Raw genomic sequence first — 19668 nt, 5'->3', positions numbered from 1 at the left:
CAGCCCTCCTCGACGCCCTGATTGAGCAACTCGAGCCACATCTTGCGCTGTTGGCGGTTCATGTCCTCGATGTAGGAGAACCGCGGCTGGGACAACAGTCGCTGGGCCTCGTCCTGGTAGATGACGACCTGCGCATGCCGGTGCTCGATCGCCTCGAACGACACCATGAACAATCCCTTGAGCCGCTCCAGGGGGTTGGCCTCGCTGTCCACGATCTCGCGGTAGCGCGCGAACAACCAGTCCAGGAAACTTCGCAAGAGCTCGTCGACCATCTCCTCTTTGGAGGAGAAGTGGTGATACAGACTGCCGGACAGGATGCCGGCGCTGTCGGCGATATCGCGGACGGTAGTGGCACGCAACCCACGCTCGGCGAACATGGTCGCGGCAAGCTCCAGTAGCTCGTCTCGACGGCTGTTGGCCTGACCGGGCGCTCGGTCCACCCGATCAGAGTATCAACCAAGCGCTTGCTTGGCCACCGAGGTGCGGTTTCCGTCCCGCCGCCCGTCATCGGGTCAGCGCAGCGAGACCGCCGGCGGGATCTGCGACTCGTCGGCGTTGCCGGACACGAACGCGTTGACCATGCTCGTTTTGGTGCCGCCCGATCGGGTCTGGGCGGTCAGGGGGAAGTTGACCGACCCGGAGAAGGACGCCTCGAGACGGAAGGGGTCGAACAGGTTGATCTTGAGGCCGCTGATGTCCGGCCTGCCCCAGGCCGCGGTCCCATCCACCAGGTCGTAGTCGAAGGCATGCTGGGGACAGTCGGCCGGTCGCAGTTGGGTCGAGTTCGCGCAATTCGCCAGCGCGGCCGATATCGCGGCGCTGGTCGCCGACAACCCCCTGTCGCTGAGTTTGAACTCCAGGTCGTTGAAGTACGCACCCGATGTCGTCAGATTGTCAAGCAGGAAGGGCTTTTTCAAGTTGACGGCCAGATTCGGGTTGCTGCTGGCAACGTCCACCCAACCGGGAAAGACATATACCGGTGCGGTGCCGACGGGCTTGCCGAAGAACGTCGCGGTCTTGACGGCCGCCTGCTCGATGCCCGCGTTGAGGGTGTCCACCTTGATCGCGGCGTGGTCGAGCTTCCAGTCGTTGCCCGCCTTCTTGATCGACATGGTCACGTCCGAGGTGTTCTCGCCGAATTTCGCCGACACATGCACCTGACCGAAACCAAAGCCGCGGGCGGAATTGTCGTCGAGGATCTTGATGTCGGTGATCGGCCACCGCGCGATCTGCCGTTTGAGGATGTCGTCGGTCAGAAGCTCTTTCGACGCCGGCTGGTCGGTGCTGTACGTCAGCGCGGCCTGCGCGTCCCCGCGGGCAAGCGCCTCGAGATAGCCCTTGGCGGCATCACCGGCGCTGCTCGATCCGCCGCCGCTGCTGACGGCGATCACGGTGATGACGATCACGACGAGCACGACGGCGGCCACGCTCAGCCCGATGATCAACGGTTTGCGATTGCGGTGACCGGGGCTACCGTGCGGCCCGTTGAAGTTGGCGACGGTGACCGGCGGTGGCGAAGACCACGACCCGTATGCGGGCTGCTCGAACGGGGTTGCCTGGCCCCCCTGACCCCACTGTTCCGGCCAGCCGGCGTCGGACTGCCAGGGCGTACCCGGAGGCTGGCCGGGTGTGTTCGCGGGAGTCGGGTTCTCACCCCACGGTCGGTGACCCGGTCCTTCGCTCACAGCACCCTCCCACCTGCATCAACCGCGTTGGTCGACAATTGTAAACACGTCGCGGGTTCGCGCCAGTCAGCGATACCGCAGCTCACGGGTGTTGGCTGGATACCGAGATGACCTCTCCGGTGAGGTAGCTCGAGTAGTCGCTGGCGAGGAATGCGATGGTGGCCGCCACCTCCCACGGCTCGGCGGCACGTCCGAAGGCCTCGCCGGCCGACAGCCGGTCGAGCAATTCCGACGACGATGTCTTCTCCAGAAATCTGTGCCGCGCGATGCTCGGCGACACCGCATTGATCCGCACGTCGTACTCGGCGGCTTCGATTGCGCTGCACCGGGTCAGCGCCATCACCCCGGCCTTGGCGGCCGCATAGTGCGACTGCGAGTGCTGCGCGCGCCAGCCCAAAACGCTGGCGTTGTTGACGATCACCCCGCCGTGCGGCGCGTCGCGGAAGTACCGCAGCGCCGCGCGGGTGGCGCGAAACACCGACGTCAATGTCACATCCAGGACGCGGTCCCACTCCTCGTCGGTCATGTCGACCACCGGCGCCTGTCCGCCCAACCCGGCGTTGTTGACCAGGACGTCGATGCGTCCCATCCGGGCGGTGGCCGACGCGAACAGCGCATCGATCTGCGCGGTGGACGTCACGTCGCACAGCACGCTTTCGACGCGGCCCTGGCCCAGCGCGGTGAGCTCGTCGGCGGTCTCCCCCAACCGGCGTTCGTGGTGGTCCGAGATCACTACGTCGGCCCCCTCGGCCAGCGCCCGCCGTGCCGTCGACGCGCCGATGCCGGTGCCCGCGGCCGCGGTCACGACCACCACTTTGCCCTGCAGAAGTCCATGTCCGGCAATCTCTTTCGGAGCTTCGGACAGACTCATCCTTTGACCTCTCGAGGTAGGCCGAGCACCCGCTCGGCGATGATGTTGCGCTGGATCTCGTTGGATCCGCCGTAGATGGTGTCGGCGCGGGTGAACAGGAACAGCCGCTGCCATTCGTCGAACTCGCCGTCGGCCAGCGTCAGGCCCGGCTTACCGATGACGTCCATGGCCAGCTCGCCCAGATCGCGATGCCAATTGGCCCACAACAACTTCGACACGTTGTCCTGGCCGGGTTGCTCGACGTCCATGGTGGCCAACGCGTAGCTGCGCATGGCCCGCAGCCCGGTCCACGCCCGGGTCAACCGCTCGCGGATGAACGGGTCGTCGGCGGCGCCGGTGCGCTGGGCGAGCTCGGCCAGGTTAGAAAGCTCACGGGCGTAACGAATTTGCTGTCCGAGCGTCGACACGCCGCGCTCGAAGGTCAGCGTGCCTATGGCGACCCGCCAACCGTCGCCGGGCTCACCGACCACCAGAGCGGCCTCGGTGCGGGCGTCGTCGAAGAACACCTCGTTGAATTCTGCGGTACCGGTGATCTGGACGATCGGACGGACTTCCACGCCCGGCTGATCCAGCGGTACCAGCAGATACGATAGGCCGGCGTGGCGCTTGGAGCCCTTCTCGGTGCGCGCGACCACGAAGCACCATTGCGACAAGTGCGCCAGCGACGTCCACACCTTCTGGCCGTTGATCACCCACTCGCCGCCGTCGAGTTCGGCGGTGGTCGCCACGTTGGCCAGGTCACTGCCGGCGCCGGGCTCCGAATACCCCTGGCACCACAGCTCGGTCACGTCGAGGATCTTCGGCAAGAAACGATGCTGCTGCTCGGGCGTCCCGAACGCGATCAGCGTCGGGCCGAGCAACTCCTCGCCGAAGTGATTGACCTTGTCCGGGGCGTCGGCCTTGGCGTATTCCTCGTAGAAGGCCACCCGGTGCGCGGTGGACAGACCCCGGCCGCCGTGCTCGACCGGCCAGCCCAGGCATGTCAGCCCTGCCTTAGCCAGATGCTGATTCCATGCCCGGCGCTCTTCGAACGCCTCGTGCTCGCGTCCGGGGCCGCCGAGACCCTTGAGAGCTGCGAATTCGCCGACCAGATTGTCGGCGAGCCACTGACGGACCACGGCCCGGAACTCCTCGACGTCCTGCATGCCCTGTAGGCTAACCTACCAAGCACTTGCTTTGTAGCTCGGTGACGATGCGCGCCGCGCAGCGGCGTGAGGAGAAATCGAGCGATCAAATTGCGCCAGCGTCGCCCACAGGAGCATTCGATGACCAACGATCCGCGCACGGTGCCCGCGGCGCTGGATCGCTTCGCGAACCAGCTGCCCGATCACGACGCGTTGATCACCGACGAACGGTCCTTCACCGCCGCCGCGCTGCGCGACGAGGTACACCGGGCGGCGGCCGCGCTCATTGCGCTCGGCGTCCAAGCGGGAGACCGGGTGGCCATCTGGTCGCCGAACACCTGGCATTGGGTGGTGGCCTGCCTGGCGATCCACCACACGGGCGCGGCGATGGTGCCCCTGAACACCCGCTACACGGCCGCCGAGGCCAGCGACATCCTGGCTCGCACCGGCGCGCCGGTGTTGTTCGGGATGGGCCAGTTCCTGGGCAACGATCGCCTTGCCGACCTGGACCGCGCGGCGCTGCCCGCGCTGCGCCACATCGTGCGGATACCGATCGACGCCGCGGAGACCGGGGCCGGAACCTGGGACGAATTCGTCGCCCGCGGCAGCGACCTCGACGCTGTTGCCACTCGTGCGTCCGCCGTCGCGCCCGATGATGTCAGCGACATCCTCTTCACGTCCGGCACCACCGGCCGCAGCAAAGGCGTGCTGTGCGCGCACCGGCAGTCGCTGTCGGCCTCGGCGTCCTGGGCGGCCAACGGCAAGATCACCAGTGACGACCGCTACCTGTGCATCAACCCGTTCTTTCACAACTTCGGCTACAAGGCCGGCATCCTGGCCTGTTTGCAGACCGGTGCGACGCTGATCCCCCACCTGACCTTCGACCCGCAGCGCGCGCTGCAAGCCATCGAGCAACACCGCATCACCGTGCTGCCCGGGCCGCCCACCATCTACCAAACGCTGCTGGACCACCCGGCACGCAACGACTACGACCTGAGCTCACTGCGGTTCGCGGTGACCGGCGCCGCGACCGTGCCGGTCGTGCTGGTCGAGCGCATGCAATCCGAACTCGACATCGACATCGTGCTGACCGCCTACGGGCTGACCGAGGCCAACGGCATGGGAACCATGTGCCGTGCCGACGACGACGCGGTCACAGTGGCCACCACTTGTGGACGTCCATTCGCCGACTTCGAATTGCGCATCGACGCCGACTCACCCGAGGACTCGGGAGAGGTGTTGCTGCGCGGGCCGAACGTGATGCTGGGCTACCTCGAAGACCCGGAGGCCACCGCGGCCGCCATCGACGGCGAGGGCTGGCTGCACACAGGTGACATCGGCGCCGTCGACGCCGCCGGCAACCTGCGCATCACCGATCGGCTCAAGGACATGTACATCTGCGGTGGATTCAACGTCTACCCGGCCGAGGTCGAGCAGGTGCTGGCCCGGATGGACGGCGTGGCCGACGCCGCAGTGATCGGGGTTCCCGATGAGCGGCTCGGCGAAGTGGGCCGGGCGTACCTGGTGACCCGGCCCGGCGCCCAGCTCGATGAACAATCTGTGATCGCTTACACCCGTGAGCATTTAGCGAACTTCAAGGCGCCGCGGTCGGTGCGGTTCGTCGATGCGTTGCCGCGCAATGCGGGCGGCAAGGTGGTCAAACCACAACTGCGAGAGCAGGACTAATGGATCTGGAACTCGACGAAGACACCTTGGCCTTCCGGGCCGAGGTGCGGGAATTCTTGTCGGCCAACGCCGATTCGATCCCGACGAAGTCATACGACAACGCGGAAGGCTTTGATCAGCACCGGCATTGGGACCGCGTGCTGTTCGACGCCGGCCTGTCGGTGATCAACTGGCCGAAGCGCTACGGCGGCCGCGACGCACCGCTGCTGCACTGGGTGGTGTTCGAAGAGGAGTACTTCCGGGCCGGTGCGCCGGGCCGTGCCAGCGCCAACGGCACCTCGATGCTGGCGCCGACCCTCTTCACGCATGGCACCGAAGAGCAGCGTGACCGGATCCTGCCGAAAATGGCCAGCGGCGAGGAGATCTGGGCCCAGGCGTGGTCGGAGCCCGAGTCCGGCAGCGACCTGGCGTCACTGCGGTCCACCGCTAGCCCGACCGACGGCGGCTGGCGGCTCAACGGACAGAAGATCTGGAGCTCGCGAGCACCGTTCGCCGAGCGGGGTTTTGGGCTGTTTCGTTCCGATCCCGGCGCCGAGCGGCACAATGGGCTGACGTACTTCATGTTCGACCTGAGGGCAGAGGGCGTCACGGTGCGGCCCATTGTCCAGCTGGGTGGTGACACCGGCTTCGGCGAGATCTTCCTCGACGACGTCTTCGTTCCCGACGAGGACGTGATCGGTGCCCCGCACGAGGGCTGGCGGGCGGCTATGAGCACGTCGAGCAACGAGCGCGGCATGTCACTGCGCAGCCCGGCCCGCTTCCTGGCCACCGCGGAGCGGCTGGTGCAGTTGTGGAAGGACAGTGGCTCACCCGCCGCATTCGCCGACCGGGTCGCCGACGGTTGGATCAAGGCGCAGGCCTACCGGCTGCAGACCTTTGGCACGGTGACCCGGCTGGCCCTCGGTGGTGAGCTGGGCGCCGAATCGTCGGTGACCAAGGTGTTCTGGTCTGATCTCGACGTCGAACTGCACCAGACAGCGCTCGACCTGCTCGCCGCCGACGGGGAGCTCGCCAGCCCGTGGACCGAGGGGCTGTTGTTCGCGTTGGGTGGCCCGATCTATGCCGGCACCAACGAGATTCAGCGCAACATCATCTCCGAGCGGTTGCTGGGCCTGCCGCGCGAGAAGTCCGGGGGCAAGAAGTGAAATTTGCGCTAGACGAACAACAGCGCGACTTCGCGGCCAGCATCGACGCCGCGCTCGGCGCGGCGGACCTGCCCGGCGCGGTGCGCGCGTGGTCCGCGGGCGACACCGCACCGGGCCGCAAGGTATGGGAGCAGTTGGCCAACCTGGGCGTCACCGCGCTGGCCGTGCCGGAGAAATTCGACGGCATCGAGGCCCATCCGGTCGACCTCGTCGTCGCCATCGAGCGCCTCGGGCGCTGGTGCGTGCCGGGTCCGGTGGCCGAATCCATCGCTGTGGCACCGGTATTGCTCGCCTCTGGCGATCAGGCCGACCGCTGCGCCGAATTGGCGTCCGGGGAACTGATCGCCACCGTCGCGCTGCCGCCGCAGACACCGCGTGCTGTCGACGCCGACGTCGCCGGCCTGGTGCTATTGGCCGGCGAGGGCGGCGTCACCGAGGCAACACCCGGTGACGTCCACGAATCCGTCGATCCCAGCCGCAAGCTCTCCGACGTGACCGCGACCGGCAGAAGCTGGCAAGTTCCGGAAGGAATAGTCAAGCGCGGCTACGAGTTCGGCGCGCTGGCGACCGCGGCACAGCTGATCGGCGCGGCCGAGGCGCTGCGCGACGGCGCGGTCGACTACGCCAAGCAACGCACCCAGTTCGGCCGGGTGATCGGCTCGTATCAGGCGATCAAGCACAAGCTCGCCGACGTGCACATCGCCATCGAGCTGGCCCGGCCCCTGATATACGGTGCCGCGCTGACCATGGATCCGCGCGATGTCAGTGCGGCCAAGGCCGCCGCGTCCGAGGCCGGGCTGCTGGCGGCGCGCTCGGCGCTGCAGACCCACGGCGCCATCGGTTTCACCCAGGAACACGACCTGTCGCTGTTGCTGCTGCGCGTGCAGGCGCTGCGGTCCGCTTGGGGTACGCCGGAGGAACATCGGCGGCGAGTGCTGGAGGCGATATGAGTCGCGCAGCGACGACGCAGAGCCCAATAGCGATGTGGGGGTACCTCCCGCTTGCCGGGAAGAGGAGCGGCGCCCATGAGTGACGAACGGCAGATGCTGGCCGAGACCGTCGCCGCCCTGGTGGCCAAGCACGCCACTGCGGCGGCCGTGCGCGCGGCCATGGAATCCGACCGTGGCTACGACGAATCGCTCTGGCAACTGCTGTGCGAGCAGGTCGGCGCCGCGGCCCTGGTGATACCCGAGGAGTTGGGCGGTGCGGGCGGCGAACTAGCTGACGCCGCAGCGGTTTTGCAGGAACTGGGCCGCGCCCTGGTGCCCTCCCCGCTGCTGGGTACCACGTTGGCCGAGCTGGCGCTGCTGAGCGCGACCGAGCCGGACGTCGCGACGCTGGAAGGCCTGGCCGAGGGCACCTCGATCGGCGCGCTGGTGCTCGACGCCGACTACGTGATCAACGGCGATATCGCTGGCGTCGTGGTCGCCGTCGAGGACGGCCGGCTGAACAGGTGGACCCGATTCAGCGCGCAGCCCGTCACCGCCATGGACCCGACCCGGCGCCTCGCGCGGATGAAAGCCGAGGAGACCGTGTCGATCGGCACCGACCCGGGGCTGGCGGACAAGGCCGCCATCCTGCTGGCCGCCGAGCAGATCGGTGCCGCCGAACGCTGTTTGGAACTGACCGTCGAATACGCAAAGGACCGAGTGCAATTCGGCCGGCCGATCGGCAGCTTCCAGGCCCTCAAGCATCGGATGGCCGACCTGTATGTCACCGTCGCCGCCGCGAAGGCCGTCGTCACGGACGCGTGCGATGACCCCACTCCCACCAACGCCGCCAGCGCCCGTCTGGCCGCCACCGAGGCACTGAACACGGTGGCCGCCGAGGGCATTCAGCTGCACGGCGGCATCGCGATCACCTGGGAACACGACATGCACCTGTACTTCAAACGTGCCCACGGCAGCGCGCATCTGCTGGATTCGGCGCAGGAGCTACTCAAACGACTGGAATCCGAGGTACTCAAGACGCCGTGACCGACCGTGTCTCGCTACGAGCCGGCATCCCACCGTTTTACGTGATGGATGTCTGGCTGGCGGCCGCGGAACGCCAGCGCAGCCACGGCGACTTGGTCAACCTGTCCGCGGGCCAGCCCAGCGTGGGGGCGCCCGAGCCGGTGCGAGCGGCGGCGGCCGCTGCCGTGCATTCCAACGAGCTGGGTTACTCGGTGTCGTTGGGCATTCCCGAGCTGCGAGCCGTGATCGCCGCTGACTATCAGCGCCAGCACGGGCTCGACCTGGAATCCGACGCGGTGGTGATCACGACGGGCTCCTCGGGCGGCTTCCTGCTCACCTTCCTGGCCTGCTTCGACGTCGGTGATCGCGTGGCGCTGGCCAGCCCTGGCTACCCGTGCTACCGAAACATCCTGTCGGCGTTGGGATGTGAGGTGGTGGAAATACCCTGCGGACCGCGGACCCGCTTCCAGCCGACCGCGCAGATGCTCGCCGAACTCGACCCCCCGGTGCAAGGTGTCATCGTGGCAAGTCCGGCCAACCCCACGGGCACGGTCATCGAGCCGACGGAGCTGGCCGCGATCGCTTCGTGGTGTGACGCATCGGGAGCGAGGCTGGTCAGCGACGAGGTCTACCACGGGCTGGTTTACGAAGGCGCGCCGCAGACCAGCTGCGCCTGGCAGACATCGCGAAATGCCGTCGTGGTCAACAGCTTTTCGAAGTACTACGCGATGACGGGCTGGCGACTGGGCTGGCTGTTGGTGCCGCCCGAGCTACGCCGCGCGGTGGATTGTCTCACCGGCAACTTCACCATCTGCCCGCCCGTGCTGTCCCAACTTGCCGCGATCGCGGCCTTCACCCCGGAGGCCAACGCCGAAGCCGACGGCCACCTGCATCACTATGCGACCAATCGCTCGTTGGTGCTCGACGGGCTACGCAGCATCGGCATCGAGCGTCTGGCCCCGACCGACGGCGCCTTCTACGTGTACGCCGACGTCTCGGAATTCACCGACAATTCGATAGGCTTTTGTTCAAAGCTGCTGAAAGAGACCGGCGTTGCGATCGCACCGGGCATCGACTTCGACACCGCGCGGGGGAATTCGTTCGTGCGGCTGTCGTTTGCGGGGCCGACGAACGACATCGAAGAAGCGGTGCGACGGCTCGGCCCCTGGCTTTCGGCCCGCTAGCGAAAGGCGGCGAGGCGCCTACCCGTCGAGCACCTGCGCGATGCGCGCCTCGAGCGCCCCCCGATCGCCGACGCCCGCCACGTCGATGCCGAACCGCCCACCGAGCATGTCGACAACCGCGGCGGCGTCGTCGAGGCGGATCTTCTCGCTGCCGTCGGCGCGGTGGATGGTCAGGTTTCTGCCGGCCAGGTTGTAACGGGCGTCCTCGGTGGTCAGCGCAACCGTCAGGCCGGTCACGAAGATCGACGACGGATGCGTGGACACGTACCAGCTGCCCACCGTCAGATCGATCTGCGGCACGGTCTGGGTACCGAATATATACAGCGGTTGCCATTCGTCCCGGAGTTGGGCTTGCAGGACCAGGCCGTCACCGCGATCGTTCAGCCGGTAGGGCTCGTGCGTGGTCTGCTGGGGGTTTCCGGTCTGCAAGCGGATGGGGGAGGTCAGGGTCTGGCCGCCGAAGCCGACGTCGACCAGGAAGACACCCTGCGAGCCGGGGAACGTCACCGCCAGCACCGTGTGTGTCAGGGCGCCCAGCGCCGCGTCGGGCGGCAGCATCCAGACCACCCGCCCGGCAAACCGACGCACCCGAAACCCGATCTCGGTCAGTATGTACCCCATCAGGCCGTTCTGCTCGTAGCAGTAGCCCCCGCGGCGCCGGTAGACCAGCTTGTCGGTCAGCGCTTGCGGGCTCAGGTCATCGACCGGCACGCCCATCAGCGGATCGAGGTTCTCGAACGGGATCGAGCCGGTGTGCGCGGTCACCAGGTTCTGCAGCACTTGGAGGGTCGGCTCGGCGGGACCGCGGTAGTCGATACGGTCGAAGTACGCGTCCAGATCCAGCGTCATGACACCATTCTGGCCCGCGGCCTTCCGCCGAAGCGCCGGGCATCGGCATCGGTTGTTTCGTTCGTGTCGAATACGGCAACCCGCGTGATAGGGCCTAGGTTTCCCAGCTGACAACGGAGTCATCATGAACACCAGCAACACCGTCTGGATCGTTATCGCCGCAGTCGTGGCCGTCTTCATAATTATCGTCCTGGTCATGCTTGCCCGGAGAGCGAGCATGCGCCGCCGCGAGCGGGAGGCCGAGGGGATTCGCGAACAGGCTAAGTTGGAGACCACCAAGGTCGAGCGCCGTGAGGCGCTGGCCGCGGAGACGGCCGCGAAAGCGCGTGCCGCGCAGGCCGAAGCCGAGGCCAAGGCGGCCGAAGCCGCGCGGCTGCAGGATCGGGCGTCAGCGCATCAGAGCGAAGTTGCGTCCTCGCGCGAACAACTGAATGAGCAGTTGCAGCGGGCTGACAGCCTGGATCCGAGGGTGAAGACCGAGAAGGGCTCCGCTCCCGACGAGGGCGGCGCCGACCGCGACGCCGCGTGGAGCCAGGAGCAGCCGATCCCGGACAACTCCCCCACGGTGAACTTGTCGGGCAACGACCGCGACGCCGGGAGCCAGCGCGGCGGGCCCACCTAAAGACCCACTACAGCCACGTGTCTTGGGTGGTGGTGGTCAGGAACGCCTCCAGGTCGTCGCGCCACTGCGCCGGCGTCGTCTTGTCCGGTTCGATGCCGGTGTATTCACCTCGGTAAAACAGCAGCGGTCGCGGTTTGATCTTGGGCGCCTCCGAAAGCGATTGCACCGCACCGAAAACTACGAAATGATCGCCCCCGTCGTGCGCGGAGGCGACCGCGCAGTCGATGTAGGCCAGCGAACCGTCGATGATCGGGGAACCGAGTTCGGAAGCGTGCCAGTCGATCCCGGCGAACTTGTCGGGCTCCTTGGAGCCGAAGCGGGCCGAGACGTGCTTCTGCTGCTCGGTCAGCATGTTGACGCAGAACCGGCCGCTGGCCTCGATGGCCTTCCACGACCGCGACACCTTGGTGGGGCAGAACAGCACCAGCGGAGGATCCAGCGACAGCGCCGCGAAGGACTGGCAGGCGAAGCCGACCGGAACGTCGTCGTGCACGGTGGTGATGATGGTGATTCCGGTGCAGAACTGGCCGAGCACGCTGCGGAACGTGCGCGGGTCGATCGGCGCGGCAGTCATAACCTCGAATTTAACCCTTGAAGCCGACGCTGAAGTCGTGGCCCCACAGGCTGATCGCGGTGCTCTCCCGGGCGATCCAATCGTTGTCTTCGACTTGCCTTCCCTCGCAGCCGAATTCGATGTCGAAGCCGCTGGGTGTCTTCATATAGAAGGACAGCATCAGGTCGTTGACGTGGCGGCCCAGGGTCGCCGACATCGGCACCTTGCGGCGTAGCGCCCGATCCAGGCACAGGCCCACGTCGTCGGCTTGTTCGACCTCGACCATCAGGTGCACGATGCCGCTCGGGGTCTGCCCGGGCATGAAGGCCAGGCTGTGGTGACGCGGGTTGCAGCCCAGGAAGCGCAGCCAGGCCGGCGGCCCGTCGGCCGGTCGACCGACAACCTGAGGCGGTAACCGCATCGAGTCACGCAACTTGAAATCCAGCACATCCCGGTAGAAGTGCAGTGTCTCTTCGTCGTCGCGAGTGGTCAGCACCACGTGTCCCAGGCCCTGCTCGGCGGTGACGAACTTGTGCCCGTACGGGCTGACCACCCGGCGGTGTTCCAGGGCGGCGCCGTGGAAGACCTCCAGGCAGTTGCCGGACGGATCGGAGAACCGGATCATCTCGTCGACCCGGCGATCGGCCAGTTCGGCGGCGGTCGCCTCCTTGTAGGGCGTGCCCTCGATATCGAGCCGGTTCCGGATCTCTTGCAGGCCCGCGGCGTTCGCGCATTCCCAGCCGGCTTCGATGAGCCGGTCCTGCTCGCCGGGCACGATCACCAGCCGGGCCGGGAAATCGTCCATCCGCAGATACAGCGCACCCTCGCCTATGCCCTTGCCCTCGACCATGCCGAGAACCTTCAGGCCGTAGTCGCGCCAGGCCGCCATGTCGGTGGCCTCGATACGCAGATAGCCCAGAGAGCGGATACTCATCGCGCACCTCCCAGGAAATCGATGGTGAGCTTGTTGAACTCGTCGAACTTCTCCACCTGCGCCCAGTGTCCACATTGCCCGAAAACGTGAAGCTGTGCACGCGGAATGGTTTTCAGTGCGACCAGTGCACCGTCCAGCGGGTTGACCCGATCCTCGCGGCCCCAGATCAGCAGCACCGGCTGACGCAGGCGGTGCACCTCCCGCCACATCATGCCGAGCTCGAAATCGGCTCCGGCGAAAGACATTCCCATCGCGCGGGTCGCTGTCAGCGATTCGGGCGTGCTGGCCAACTCGAAACGCTGGTCGATCAACTCGGGGGTGATCAGTTTCTGGTCGTAGACCATCACCCGCAGAAACGCCTCGAGGTTTTCGCGGGTGGGCTCGGCGGAGAACTTGCCCAGCCGTTTGACGCCCTCGGTCGGGTCGGGCGCGAACAGGTTCACGCTCACCCCGCCGGGCCCCATCAGCACCAGGCGTCCGGCCCGGTCCGGGTAGTCCAGCGCGAAGCGGACCGCGGTGCCGCCGCCCAGCGAATTCCCAACCAGCGGAACACGTCCCAGATCCAGCTGGTCGAAGAGACCCTTGAGTGCCCGCGCCGCGTAGTGGTTGAACTGCCCGTGCTCGGCGCGCTTGTCGGAGTGGCCGTACCCGGGCTGGTCGACGGCCAGCACGTGAAACTCCTTCGCCAGCACCGGGATATTGCGCGAGAAGTTCGTCCAACTCGCCGCGCCCGGACCGCCGCCGTGCAGCAGCACCACCGTCTGTTCGTTGCCTACGCCCGCCTCGTGGTAGTGCAGCTTCAGCGGACCGTCGACGTCGACCTCCGCGAAGCGCGAAGTGGACTCGAAGGTGATTTCTTCGGTTGTCGAGGTCATCAGACCATGGTGTCGCCGGGCGGCAACCCGAACTCGTTGTTCCCGAAGATCTGGTAGGCCCGCTCGGGGTCGTTGGCCGCGTGCACGCGCCCGGCATGTGCGTCACGCCAGAACCGTTGCACCGGTTGGTCATTGCCCAGGGCGGTCGCACCGGAAGCCTCGAACAGCCGGTCGATGGAGGCGATCGCACGGCCGGTGGCGCGTACCTGGTCGCGGCGAGCGCGGGCACGCAGGTCGAACGGGATCTCCTTGCCGGCCGACAGCAACGCGTACTCGTCGGCGACGTTGCCGCTCAACTGGCGCCACGCCGCGTCGATGTCGCTGGCCGCTTCGGCGATGCGGACCTTGGCAAACGGGTCGTCCTTGGCCTTCTCACCGGCGAACGCCGCGCGCACGCGCTTGCCCTGGTGCTCGACGTGCGCGTCGTATGCCCCGTAGGCCATGCCGACGATCGGCGCCGAGATCGTGGTGGGGTGCATTGTGCCCCAAGGCATTTTGTAGACCGCGGCGGTGTTGGTCTCGTATCCGCCCGCGCTACCGTCGTTCATCGCCTTGTAGGACAGGAATCGGTGCCGCGGCACGAAGACGTCCTTGACGACGACGGTGTTGCTGCCGGTGCCGCGCAGGCCGACGACATGCCACACGTCGTCAATGCGGTACTGGCTGCGCGGGATCAGGAAAGAACCGAAGTCGACCGGGCGGCCGTCCTTGATCACCGGACCGCCGAGGAACGCCCACGTGGCGTGGTCACAACCCGAGGACCAGTTCCATGCGCCGTTGACCAGGTAACCGCCGTCGGTCACGACGCCCGCACCCATCGGGGCATACGACGACGAGACCCGGGTCTTGGGGTCCTCGCCCCAGACCTCCTCCTGCGCCTGCTGGTCGAACAGCGCCAGGTGCCAGTTGTGCACGCCGATGATCGAGCTCACCCAGCCGGTGGAACCGCACGCGCTGGCCAGCCGCCGCGCCGCCTCGTAGAACAGCGCCGGGTCGCACTGCAACCCGCCCCACTGCTCGGGCTGCAACAGGGTGAAGAAGCCCACATCCTGCAGGTCCTGAACGGTCTCGTCGGGCAACCGCCGCAGATCCTCCGTCGCCTGAGCGCGTTCGCGTATCTGCGGGAGCAGATCATCGATGCCAGCCAAAACCGACTGCGCATCACGCTGTTGAATGGACGTCACTTACGTTTGCCTCCTGCGCCAGACTTACTCAGCGGACTTACACCAGAGACTAGAACACGTTCCGATTTGTGTCGAGCAGGGTATTCCTGCGGCTGGTAGCGATACGAATCCGCTTTTCTGTAACATGTTCTAGTTGCAACGAAAGGAAGGGACGGCCCTTGACCGCGGCGATTCCCGACGAGCCACTCGGTGACCACGTCCTCGAACTGCAGGTCGCCGAGGTCATCGCCGAGACCGACGACGCGCGGTCGCTGGTGTTCGCCGTACCGGACGACGCGGGCGACCCCGCAATCCCGCCCGAGCGGCTGCGGTACGCGCCGGGTCAGTTCCTGACGCTGCGCATTCCCAGCGAGCGCACCGGATCGGTGGCCCGTTGTTATTCGTTGTGCAGCTCGCCGTTCACCGACGACGCTCTGACGGTCACGGTCAAACGAACCGCGGACGGCTACGCATCCAACTGGCTGTGCGACCACGCACGCAAGGGCATGCGGATCCACGTGTTGGCCCCGTCGGGCAACTTCGTTCCCAAAACGCTGGGCGATGACTTCCTGCTGATGGCCGCGGGCAGCGGGATCACCCCGATCATGTCGATCTGCAAGTCGGCGCTGGCCGAGGGCAGCGGGCAGGTGACGCTGGTCTACGCCAATCGGGACGACCGTTCGGTGATCTTCTCCGACGCCCTGCGCGAGCTGTCGGCCAAATATCCCGACCGGCTCACGGTGCTGCACTGGCTGGAATCGCTGCAGGGCCTGCCCAGCGTGGCCGCGCTGGCCAAGCTGGCCGGGCCCTACACGGATCGGCCGGTGTTCATCTGCGGCCCGGGCGCCTTCATGGACTCGGCGAGACAGGCCCTGGAAACGCTGAAAGTGCCTGCGCCGCAGATACATATCGAAGTGTTCAAGTCGCTGGACTCGGATCCGTTCGCTGCGGTGCAGATCGAGGACACCGCCGAAGGTGACGAGCCGCCGGCGACCGCGGTGGTCGAGCTGGACGGCGAAACCCACACCGTGTCGTGGCCACGCAAGGCCAAGTTGCTCGACGTGCTGCTGGCCAAGGGTCTCGACGCGCCCTTCTCCTGCCGCGAGGGCCATTGCGGCGCGTGTGCGTGCACGTTGCGCAGCGGCAACGTGAGCATGGAGGTCAACGACGTGCTCGAGCAGCAGGACCTGGACGAGGGCCTGATTCTGGCCTGTCAATCTCACCCTGAATCTGATTCGGTAGAAGTCACCTACGACGAGTAGTCGCGGGGTTAAGTTCACCCTTGGGTCACAGGGAAAGGGAGCATCGATGATGCGGCTGGTATCGGGATTCGCAGTCGTCGCGGTGATGCCGATGTTTCTGCCCGCCGGGGTGTGCGCGGCGGCGAGCAACACCGCCACCACGCTGTTCCCGCTGGATGGACCCAACCAATTGGAGACGCGCGTCGTCCTCAATTGCTTCAAAGCCGATGGCCACTGCGACTTCACCGCCGGGGCGGACATGCTGGCGCCCGACGGGGTCACCGGCTTCCCGCCCGGCCTGTGGGCCCGCCAAACCACCGAGATCCGGTCCTCGAACCGGATGGCCTATCTCGACGCGCACGCCGACGGCCAGTACGAGCGGGTGCACAAGTCGATGGGTTCCGACGAGATCACCACCATCTACATGGGCGAGGGCCCACCGGACAAGTATCAGACGCATGGGCGCATCGACTCCACCGACTGGCAGACGGGCCAGCCCAAGATCGACAACAATGTCATCGCCTGCACCCACATCCAGGTGGTCTACTCCGGGGTCAACATCACGTCACCGAGCACCTGCGCGCAGACTACGTTCTCCTGAAACGCCGAGTGAGCCACGGGTTACGGGGAATCAGGTCAAGATTTTTCTTTCCAGGTTTGGAGCGCCCGGTAAAGCTCGGCGCGGGATCGGATGCTCAGTTTGCGGTAAACGCGGCTGAGGTTGACTTCCACGGTCTTGGGGCTCACGAAGATGGCGGCCGCGATGTCGCGATTGGTCAATCCGGAGACGGCCAGGTCGGCAACGCGTTCTTCGGTGGCGGTCAATCCCGGGTCGCGACCTCGGATTGAAAGACCACGCGCCAGTTCAGTTTCGGCGCGCTCGGCCCACACCGTAGTGCCGAGTTGCTCAAAGGTGTCCCGTGCCTCGCGCAGCGCTGCACTAGCCGTGTCGCGCCGGCGCTGGCGGCGCTGCAGCTGGCCACACAACAGCTGAGTGCGGGCGCGTTCAAACGGCATCGCGAGGCGTTCGTGCTCGGCTAATGCCAGCTCTACGCTTGTCATCGCGCCTGCGACATCACCGCGCGCAGCCTGAAGCATGGCGCGACAACGCATACCGACCGCTATGGTCCACGCGCGGTCGAGTCGGCGGCCATTGCGCTCCAAGGCTTCCACCAGCGGCTCGGCATCATCCAATCGACCGAGACCGACCATGGCCTCAACCGCCTCGGGAACGAAAGACGACGAGATGATCTCACTTGCTTCTGGGAAGAGCGCCACCATGGGCAACAGCGGTTCAAGCTCGCTCATGGCCGCTTGGTAATCACCTGATGACACCTCGACGAATCCGGCTATCGTCGCCGGCCACTCGGCCAAACGTCTTGAGCCGCAACGTTGAGCAGCTGCTATCGCCTGGGTCAGATCACTTCGAGCGTCGTCCAGGCGGCCGACGTGAGCGGCGACCGCGGCCCGAAGGGTGAGCCCGATGAACATCGGGAAGTCACCGCCCAGCTGAGTTGCCCGTTCCATCGTGGCGTCGGCGATAACGGCCGCACTGGCGAAGTTGCCAAGCCAGATATCGATGAGGGTGAGGTGAAAGCCGATGAAGATCAGCTCAGCTTCCTCGCCGAGAGCGAGACATTGCCGTTCTATTTCCGCCAGCTCTTCACGGGCCCTACCCAGCTCACCCGTCCAAGCGCGCAGCAGGCTCATCTGTGCACGAGGCCGCAACGCCAACGGGACCGGCGAGCCCGGCCCTTCCATTCCGACTGCGCGTTGCATGGCGAGCTCGTCAAAGCCCTTGCCGCCCATGAAGTCAATCATCACCCGCATGCCCAGCGCCGGCCCGAGCAGTGCGCCGGCGCCAAGGCGCTCGGCATCGGTCACGGCCTGCTCAACACGCGCATAGGCCTGCTCGTGTCGGCCCGCGTTGAGAAGAGCGAAGGCCAAACTGATCAGGATGCGAACGCGCAAGGCGGCGTCGGTACCGCTTTCGTCTACAGCCTGCTCGAGCACTCCCGCCGCTTCGAGGAAGCTGTCGTCAGAGAGGACGATCAGCCCCAGCTGATGCAACGCCTCGGCACGGGTCGGGCAGGGCGGCAGTGCCGCAATGACCGCATCGAGGATGCGCCGGGCTCGGGCGGGATCACCCGCAACGAAATGGTATGTCGCACAGCGTATCTTGCGCCTTAGATCGTTATCGCCGGCCAGACCGACGGCCAGTTCAACCAGCTCGGCTGCGGCGGCCGGTGCGCCCCTGCCACAGGCAATCTCGGCGGCCCTGTCCAGCGCGGCCAGGGTCTCGGGCTTCCCGGATGTGTCGGCGAGCGCGAGGTGGCGGGCATGCAACTCGGGTTGGGCGGTGAGTTCGGCCAGCCGGCGGTGCATTTCGCGGCGGCGACCGGGCGCCGCTGCGCTGTAGACGCCGTGCGCCAGGAGGGGATGGGTGAAGCGGAGCCGGATCCCGTCGATTGCCACCACCGCCTGGTTTTCGGCTTCCCGCAGCGACTGCACCACCTGATCCGGTGGCGAATTGGTGGCCCGCGCCACCATCGCCACCGTCGCATTAGGCAGGCTGGCGATGGCAAGCAGAACGTCTTCGGCGCCGACCCGACTGATCCTCGCGCGGACCAACTCATTGAGGCTGCCCGGCAGACTCATTTCGAAAGCCCGTCCCTCCGCGCCCAGTTCTCGGGTCAGCTCCAGCGCGAAAAACGGGTTACCTGCCGCTACCTCGTGGATGCGTAGCAGCGTAGGACGCGCCACCGACTGGCCCAGCCGCATCAGCAGAACCTGATGCAACTCGCCTACGGTCAAAGGCTGCATTCGGATGCGACGCACGTCGTCGGGGCTGGGCAGCTGCAACCGCGCGGCGGCCGCTTCGGTACGCACGGTGCATAGCAGGGCCGCACCCGCGCGAAGACGGCGCGCGGCATACGCCACCACACTGGCACTCGACTTATCCGCCCACTGCAGATCATCGATGGCAATCACAAGAGGCCGCACAGCGGCGAGTCGACCGATGATTGCCACAAAAGCCGCCGCCACCGCCCTGGGATCAACCTCGGAAGCCTCGACGAGGTCTCTCAACAGCGCACCGTCCAAGGCCTGCTGCTGCGGAGCCGGCAGATCCGCCCATACCGAGTCATCGACGTCATCGAGCAGATCGGCCAGCACCGTATACGCCAGCACCGACTCAGCCGCGGCGGCGCGGCAACTCAATACGCGATATCCGCATTCATCAGCCCGGCGGACCGCATCTGCCCACACCGCCGTTTTGCCGATCCCCGCCTCGCCCTCGATAACGAGAGCGCACGACCGGCGTGGCAAAGAGTCAAGAAAATCGCTGACGGCCCGCTCTTCGGCTTCCCGACCGACCAATCGCTCCGTCACATCAAACCTTCATACGATCAGACGGCTAGGCCGCCACCTCGGCGGTAACGTCGCGATAACGGCTTATCCTTCACGCCCGACACCCATACCGTTGGCTCCCTCGTTTGCCAGCCGCGGAGTCCGACCCGCTGGGTGGCTACTGCAGGGATTCTCGCAGAACTTCGCTGAGGCGGGTCGATTTTGCCAGACATAAGTGCGCGGCAACTATGGGTGCATAGCGTTAGCACTTTGCTCTACGGGACCGGCTGGCGAACGGGAAGACACGGTTGCCGCCATCGAGCCGGCCCGTCAGCAACCCAGCTGCCGCATCCAACCGACGCCGGAGCTGATCCGTTCCGCTGGCGCGCCGACGTCGGCGCAGATCTGCGCAACTATTTCGGCCGTCTCGGCA

The 19668-nt window shown here is 66.3% G+C and carries 18 protein-coding genes; 8 read left to right on the top strand and 10 right to left on the bottom strand.

Features of this window, described 5'->3' with window-relative positions; genetic code table 11:
* The 4 genes from kstR2 to ipdE1 all read right to left on the bottom strand — a co-directional run.
* The coding region (gene kstR2 / locus VFW69_RS12180; protein WP_526501531.1) for a TetR family transcriptional regulator KstR2 at nucleotides 1–440 on the bottom strand (440 nt) is incomplete at its 3' end.
* A 72-nt stretch (nucleotides 441–512) separates the two neighbouring features.
* Nucleotides 513–1685, bottom strand: coding sequence for a hypothetical protein (locus tag VFW69_RS12175; RefSeq protein WP_526501529.1), 1173 nt, complete (start codon nucleotides 1683–1685; stop codon nucleotides 513–515).
* An 82-nt stretch (nucleotides 1686–1767) separates the two neighbouring features.
* Nucleotides 1768–2556 (bottom strand): (5R,7aS)-5-hydroxy-7a-methyl-1-oxo-2,3,5,6,7,7a-hexahydro-1H-indene-carboxyl-CoA reductase, encoded by a 789-nt coding sequence (gene ipdF, locus VFW69_RS12170; RefSeq protein ID WP_526501527.1) that lies wholly within the window; start codon nucleotides 2554–2556, stop codon nucleotides 1768–1770.
* On the bottom strand, nucleotides 2553–3701 hold the full coding sequence (gene ipdE1 / locus VFW69_RS12165) for an acyl-CoA dehydrogenase IpdE1 (RefSeq protein ID WP_526501525.1): 1149 nt from the start codon (nucleotides 3699–3701) through the stop codon (nucleotides 2553–2555). Before ipdE1 ends, ipdF begins: the two co-directional genes overlap by 4 nt.
* A 120-nt stretch (nucleotides 3702–3821) precedes the next feature.
* Here ipdE1 and fadD3 point away from each other — a divergent pair, with 120 nt between their 5' ends.
* The 5 genes from fadD3 to VFW69_RS12140 all read left to right on the top strand — a co-directional run bounded on the left by fadD3 (nucleotide 3822) and on the right by VFW69_RS12140 (nucleotide 9650).
* Nucleotides 3822–5366: a 3-((3aS,4S,7aS)-7a-methyl-1,5-dioxo-octahydro-1H-inden-4-yl)propanoate--CoA ligase FadD3 gene (fadD3, locus tag VFW69_RS12160; RefSeq protein ID WP_526501523.1), complete on the top strand. Its 1545-nt coding sequence runs from the start codon at nucleotides 3822–3824 to the stop codon at nucleotides 5364–5366.
* Complete coding sequence (locus VFW69_RS12155) at nucleotides 5366–6511, top strand: acyl-CoA dehydrogenase family protein (protein WP_526501521.1); 1146 nt, start codon at nucleotides 5366–5368, stop codon at nucleotides 6509–6511. The genes fadD3 and VFW69_RS12155 overlap by 1 nt, the downstream gene beginning before the upstream one ends.
* Nucleotides 6508–7461: an acyl-CoA dehydrogenase family protein gene (locus VFW69_RS12150; protein WP_526501519.1), complete on the top strand. Its 954-nt coding sequence runs from the start codon at nucleotides 6508–6510 to the stop codon at nucleotides 7459–7461. Before VFW69_RS12155 ends, VFW69_RS12150 begins: the two co-directional genes overlap by 4 nt.
* 75 nt (nucleotides 7462–7536) lie before the next feature.
* On the top strand, nucleotides 7537–8487 hold the full coding sequence (gene ipdE2, locus VFW69_RS12145; RefSeq protein WP_526501517.1) for an acyl-CoA dehydrogenase IpdE2: 951 nt from the start codon (nucleotides 7537–7539) through the stop codon (nucleotides 8485–8487).
* Complete coding sequence (locus VFW69_RS12140; RefSeq protein ID WP_526501515.1) at nucleotides 8484–9650, top strand: pyridoxal phosphate-dependent aminotransferase; 1167 nt, start codon at nucleotides 8484–8486, stop codon at nucleotides 9648–9650. The genes ipdE2 and VFW69_RS12140 overlap by 4 nt, the downstream gene beginning before the upstream one ends.
* A gap of 18 nt (nucleotides 9651–9668) precedes the next feature.
* On the opposite strand, the gene VFW69_RS12135 is transcribed toward VFW69_RS12140, so the two are convergent.
* A complete protein-coding gene (locus VFW69_RS12135; protein WP_526501513.1) occupies nucleotides 9669–10499 on the bottom strand; it encodes an arylamine N-acetyltransferase family protein in 831 nt (276 codons plus the stop codon).
* A 124-nt stretch (nucleotides 10500–10623) separates the two neighbouring features.
* On the opposite strand from VFW69_RS12135, the gene VFW69_RS12130 reads away from it, so the two are divergent.
* Nucleotides 10624–11121: a hypothetical protein gene (locus VFW69_RS12130; RefSeq protein ID WP_526501511.1), complete on the top strand. Its 498-nt coding sequence runs from the start codon at nucleotides 10624–10626 to the stop codon at nucleotides 11119–11121.
* Between the two features lie 7 nt (nucleotides 11122–11128).
* Here VFW69_RS12130 and hsaB read toward each other — a convergent pair whose 3' ends face one another.
* The 4 genes from hsaB to hsaA are packed head-to-tail and all read right to left on the bottom strand — an operon-like array spanning nucleotide 11129 to nucleotide 14667.
* On the bottom strand, nucleotides 11129–11695 hold the full coding sequence (hsaB, locus tag VFW69_RS12125; RefSeq protein WP_526501509.1) for a 3-hydroxy-9,10-secoandrosta-1,3,5(10)-triene-9,17-dione monooxygenase reductase subunit: 567 nt from the start codon (nucleotides 11693–11695) through the stop codon (nucleotides 11129–11131).
* A gap of 10 nt (nucleotides 11696–11705) precedes the next feature.
* On the bottom strand, nucleotides 11706–12608 hold the full coding sequence (gene hsaC / locus VFW69_RS12120) for an iron-dependent extradiol dioxygenase HsaC (RefSeq protein ID WP_526501507.1): 903 nt from the start codon (nucleotides 12606–12608) through the stop codon (nucleotides 11706–11708).
* Nucleotides 12605–13483 (bottom strand): 4,5:9,10-diseco-3-hydroxy-5,9,17-trioxoandrosta-1(10),2-diene-4-oate hydrolase, encoded by an 879-nt coding sequence (hsaD, locus tag VFW69_RS12115; protein ID WP_526501505.1) that lies wholly within the window; start codon nucleotides 13481–13483, stop codon nucleotides 12605–12607. Before hsaD ends, hsaC begins: the two co-directional genes overlap by 4 nt.
* Complete coding sequence (hsaA, locus tag VFW69_RS12110; protein WP_526501503.1) at nucleotides 13483–14667, bottom strand: 3-hydroxy-9,10-secoandrosta-1,3,5(10)-triene-9,17-dione monooxygenase oxygenase subunit; 1185 nt, start codon at nucleotides 14665–14667, stop codon at nucleotides 13483–13485. The genes hsaD and hsaA overlap by 1 nt, the downstream gene beginning before the upstream one ends.
* Nucleotides 14668–14825: 158 nt before the next feature.
* Between hsaA and VFW69_RS12105 the strand changes: the two genes are divergently transcribed.
* Both VFW69_RS12105 and VFW69_RS12100 read left to right on the top strand, forming a co-directional pair.
* On the top strand, nucleotides 14826–15908 hold the full coding sequence (locus VFW69_RS12105) for a 2Fe-2S iron-sulfur cluster-binding protein (RefSeq protein ID WP_526501501.1): 1083 nt from the start codon (nucleotides 14826–14828) through the stop codon (nucleotides 15906–15908).
* A 46-nt stretch (nucleotides 15909–15954) separates the two neighbouring features.
* On the top strand, nucleotides 15955–16488 hold the full coding sequence (locus VFW69_RS12100) for a hypothetical protein (RefSeq protein ID WP_526501499.1): 534 nt from the start codon (nucleotides 15955–15957) through the stop codon (nucleotides 16486–16488).
* A 35-nt stretch (nucleotides 16489–16523) separates the two neighbouring features.
* On the opposite strand, the gene VFW69_RS12095 is transcribed toward VFW69_RS12100, so the two are convergent.
* Entirely contained in the window at nucleotides 16524–19277 is a 2754-nt protein-coding gene (locus VFW69_RS12095; RefSeq protein ID WP_526501497.1) for an AAA family ATPase, read from the bottom strand.
* Nucleotides 19278–19668: the final 391 nt, after the last annotated feature.

Origin of the sequence: Mycobacterium sp. (assembly GCF_036273375.1) — a bacterium.
Taxonomy (GTDB): Bacteria; Actinomycetota; Actinomycetes; order Mycobacteriales; family Mycobacteriaceae; genus Mycobacterium.
This window is presented reverse-complemented; position numbering and strand designations above follow the sequence as displayed.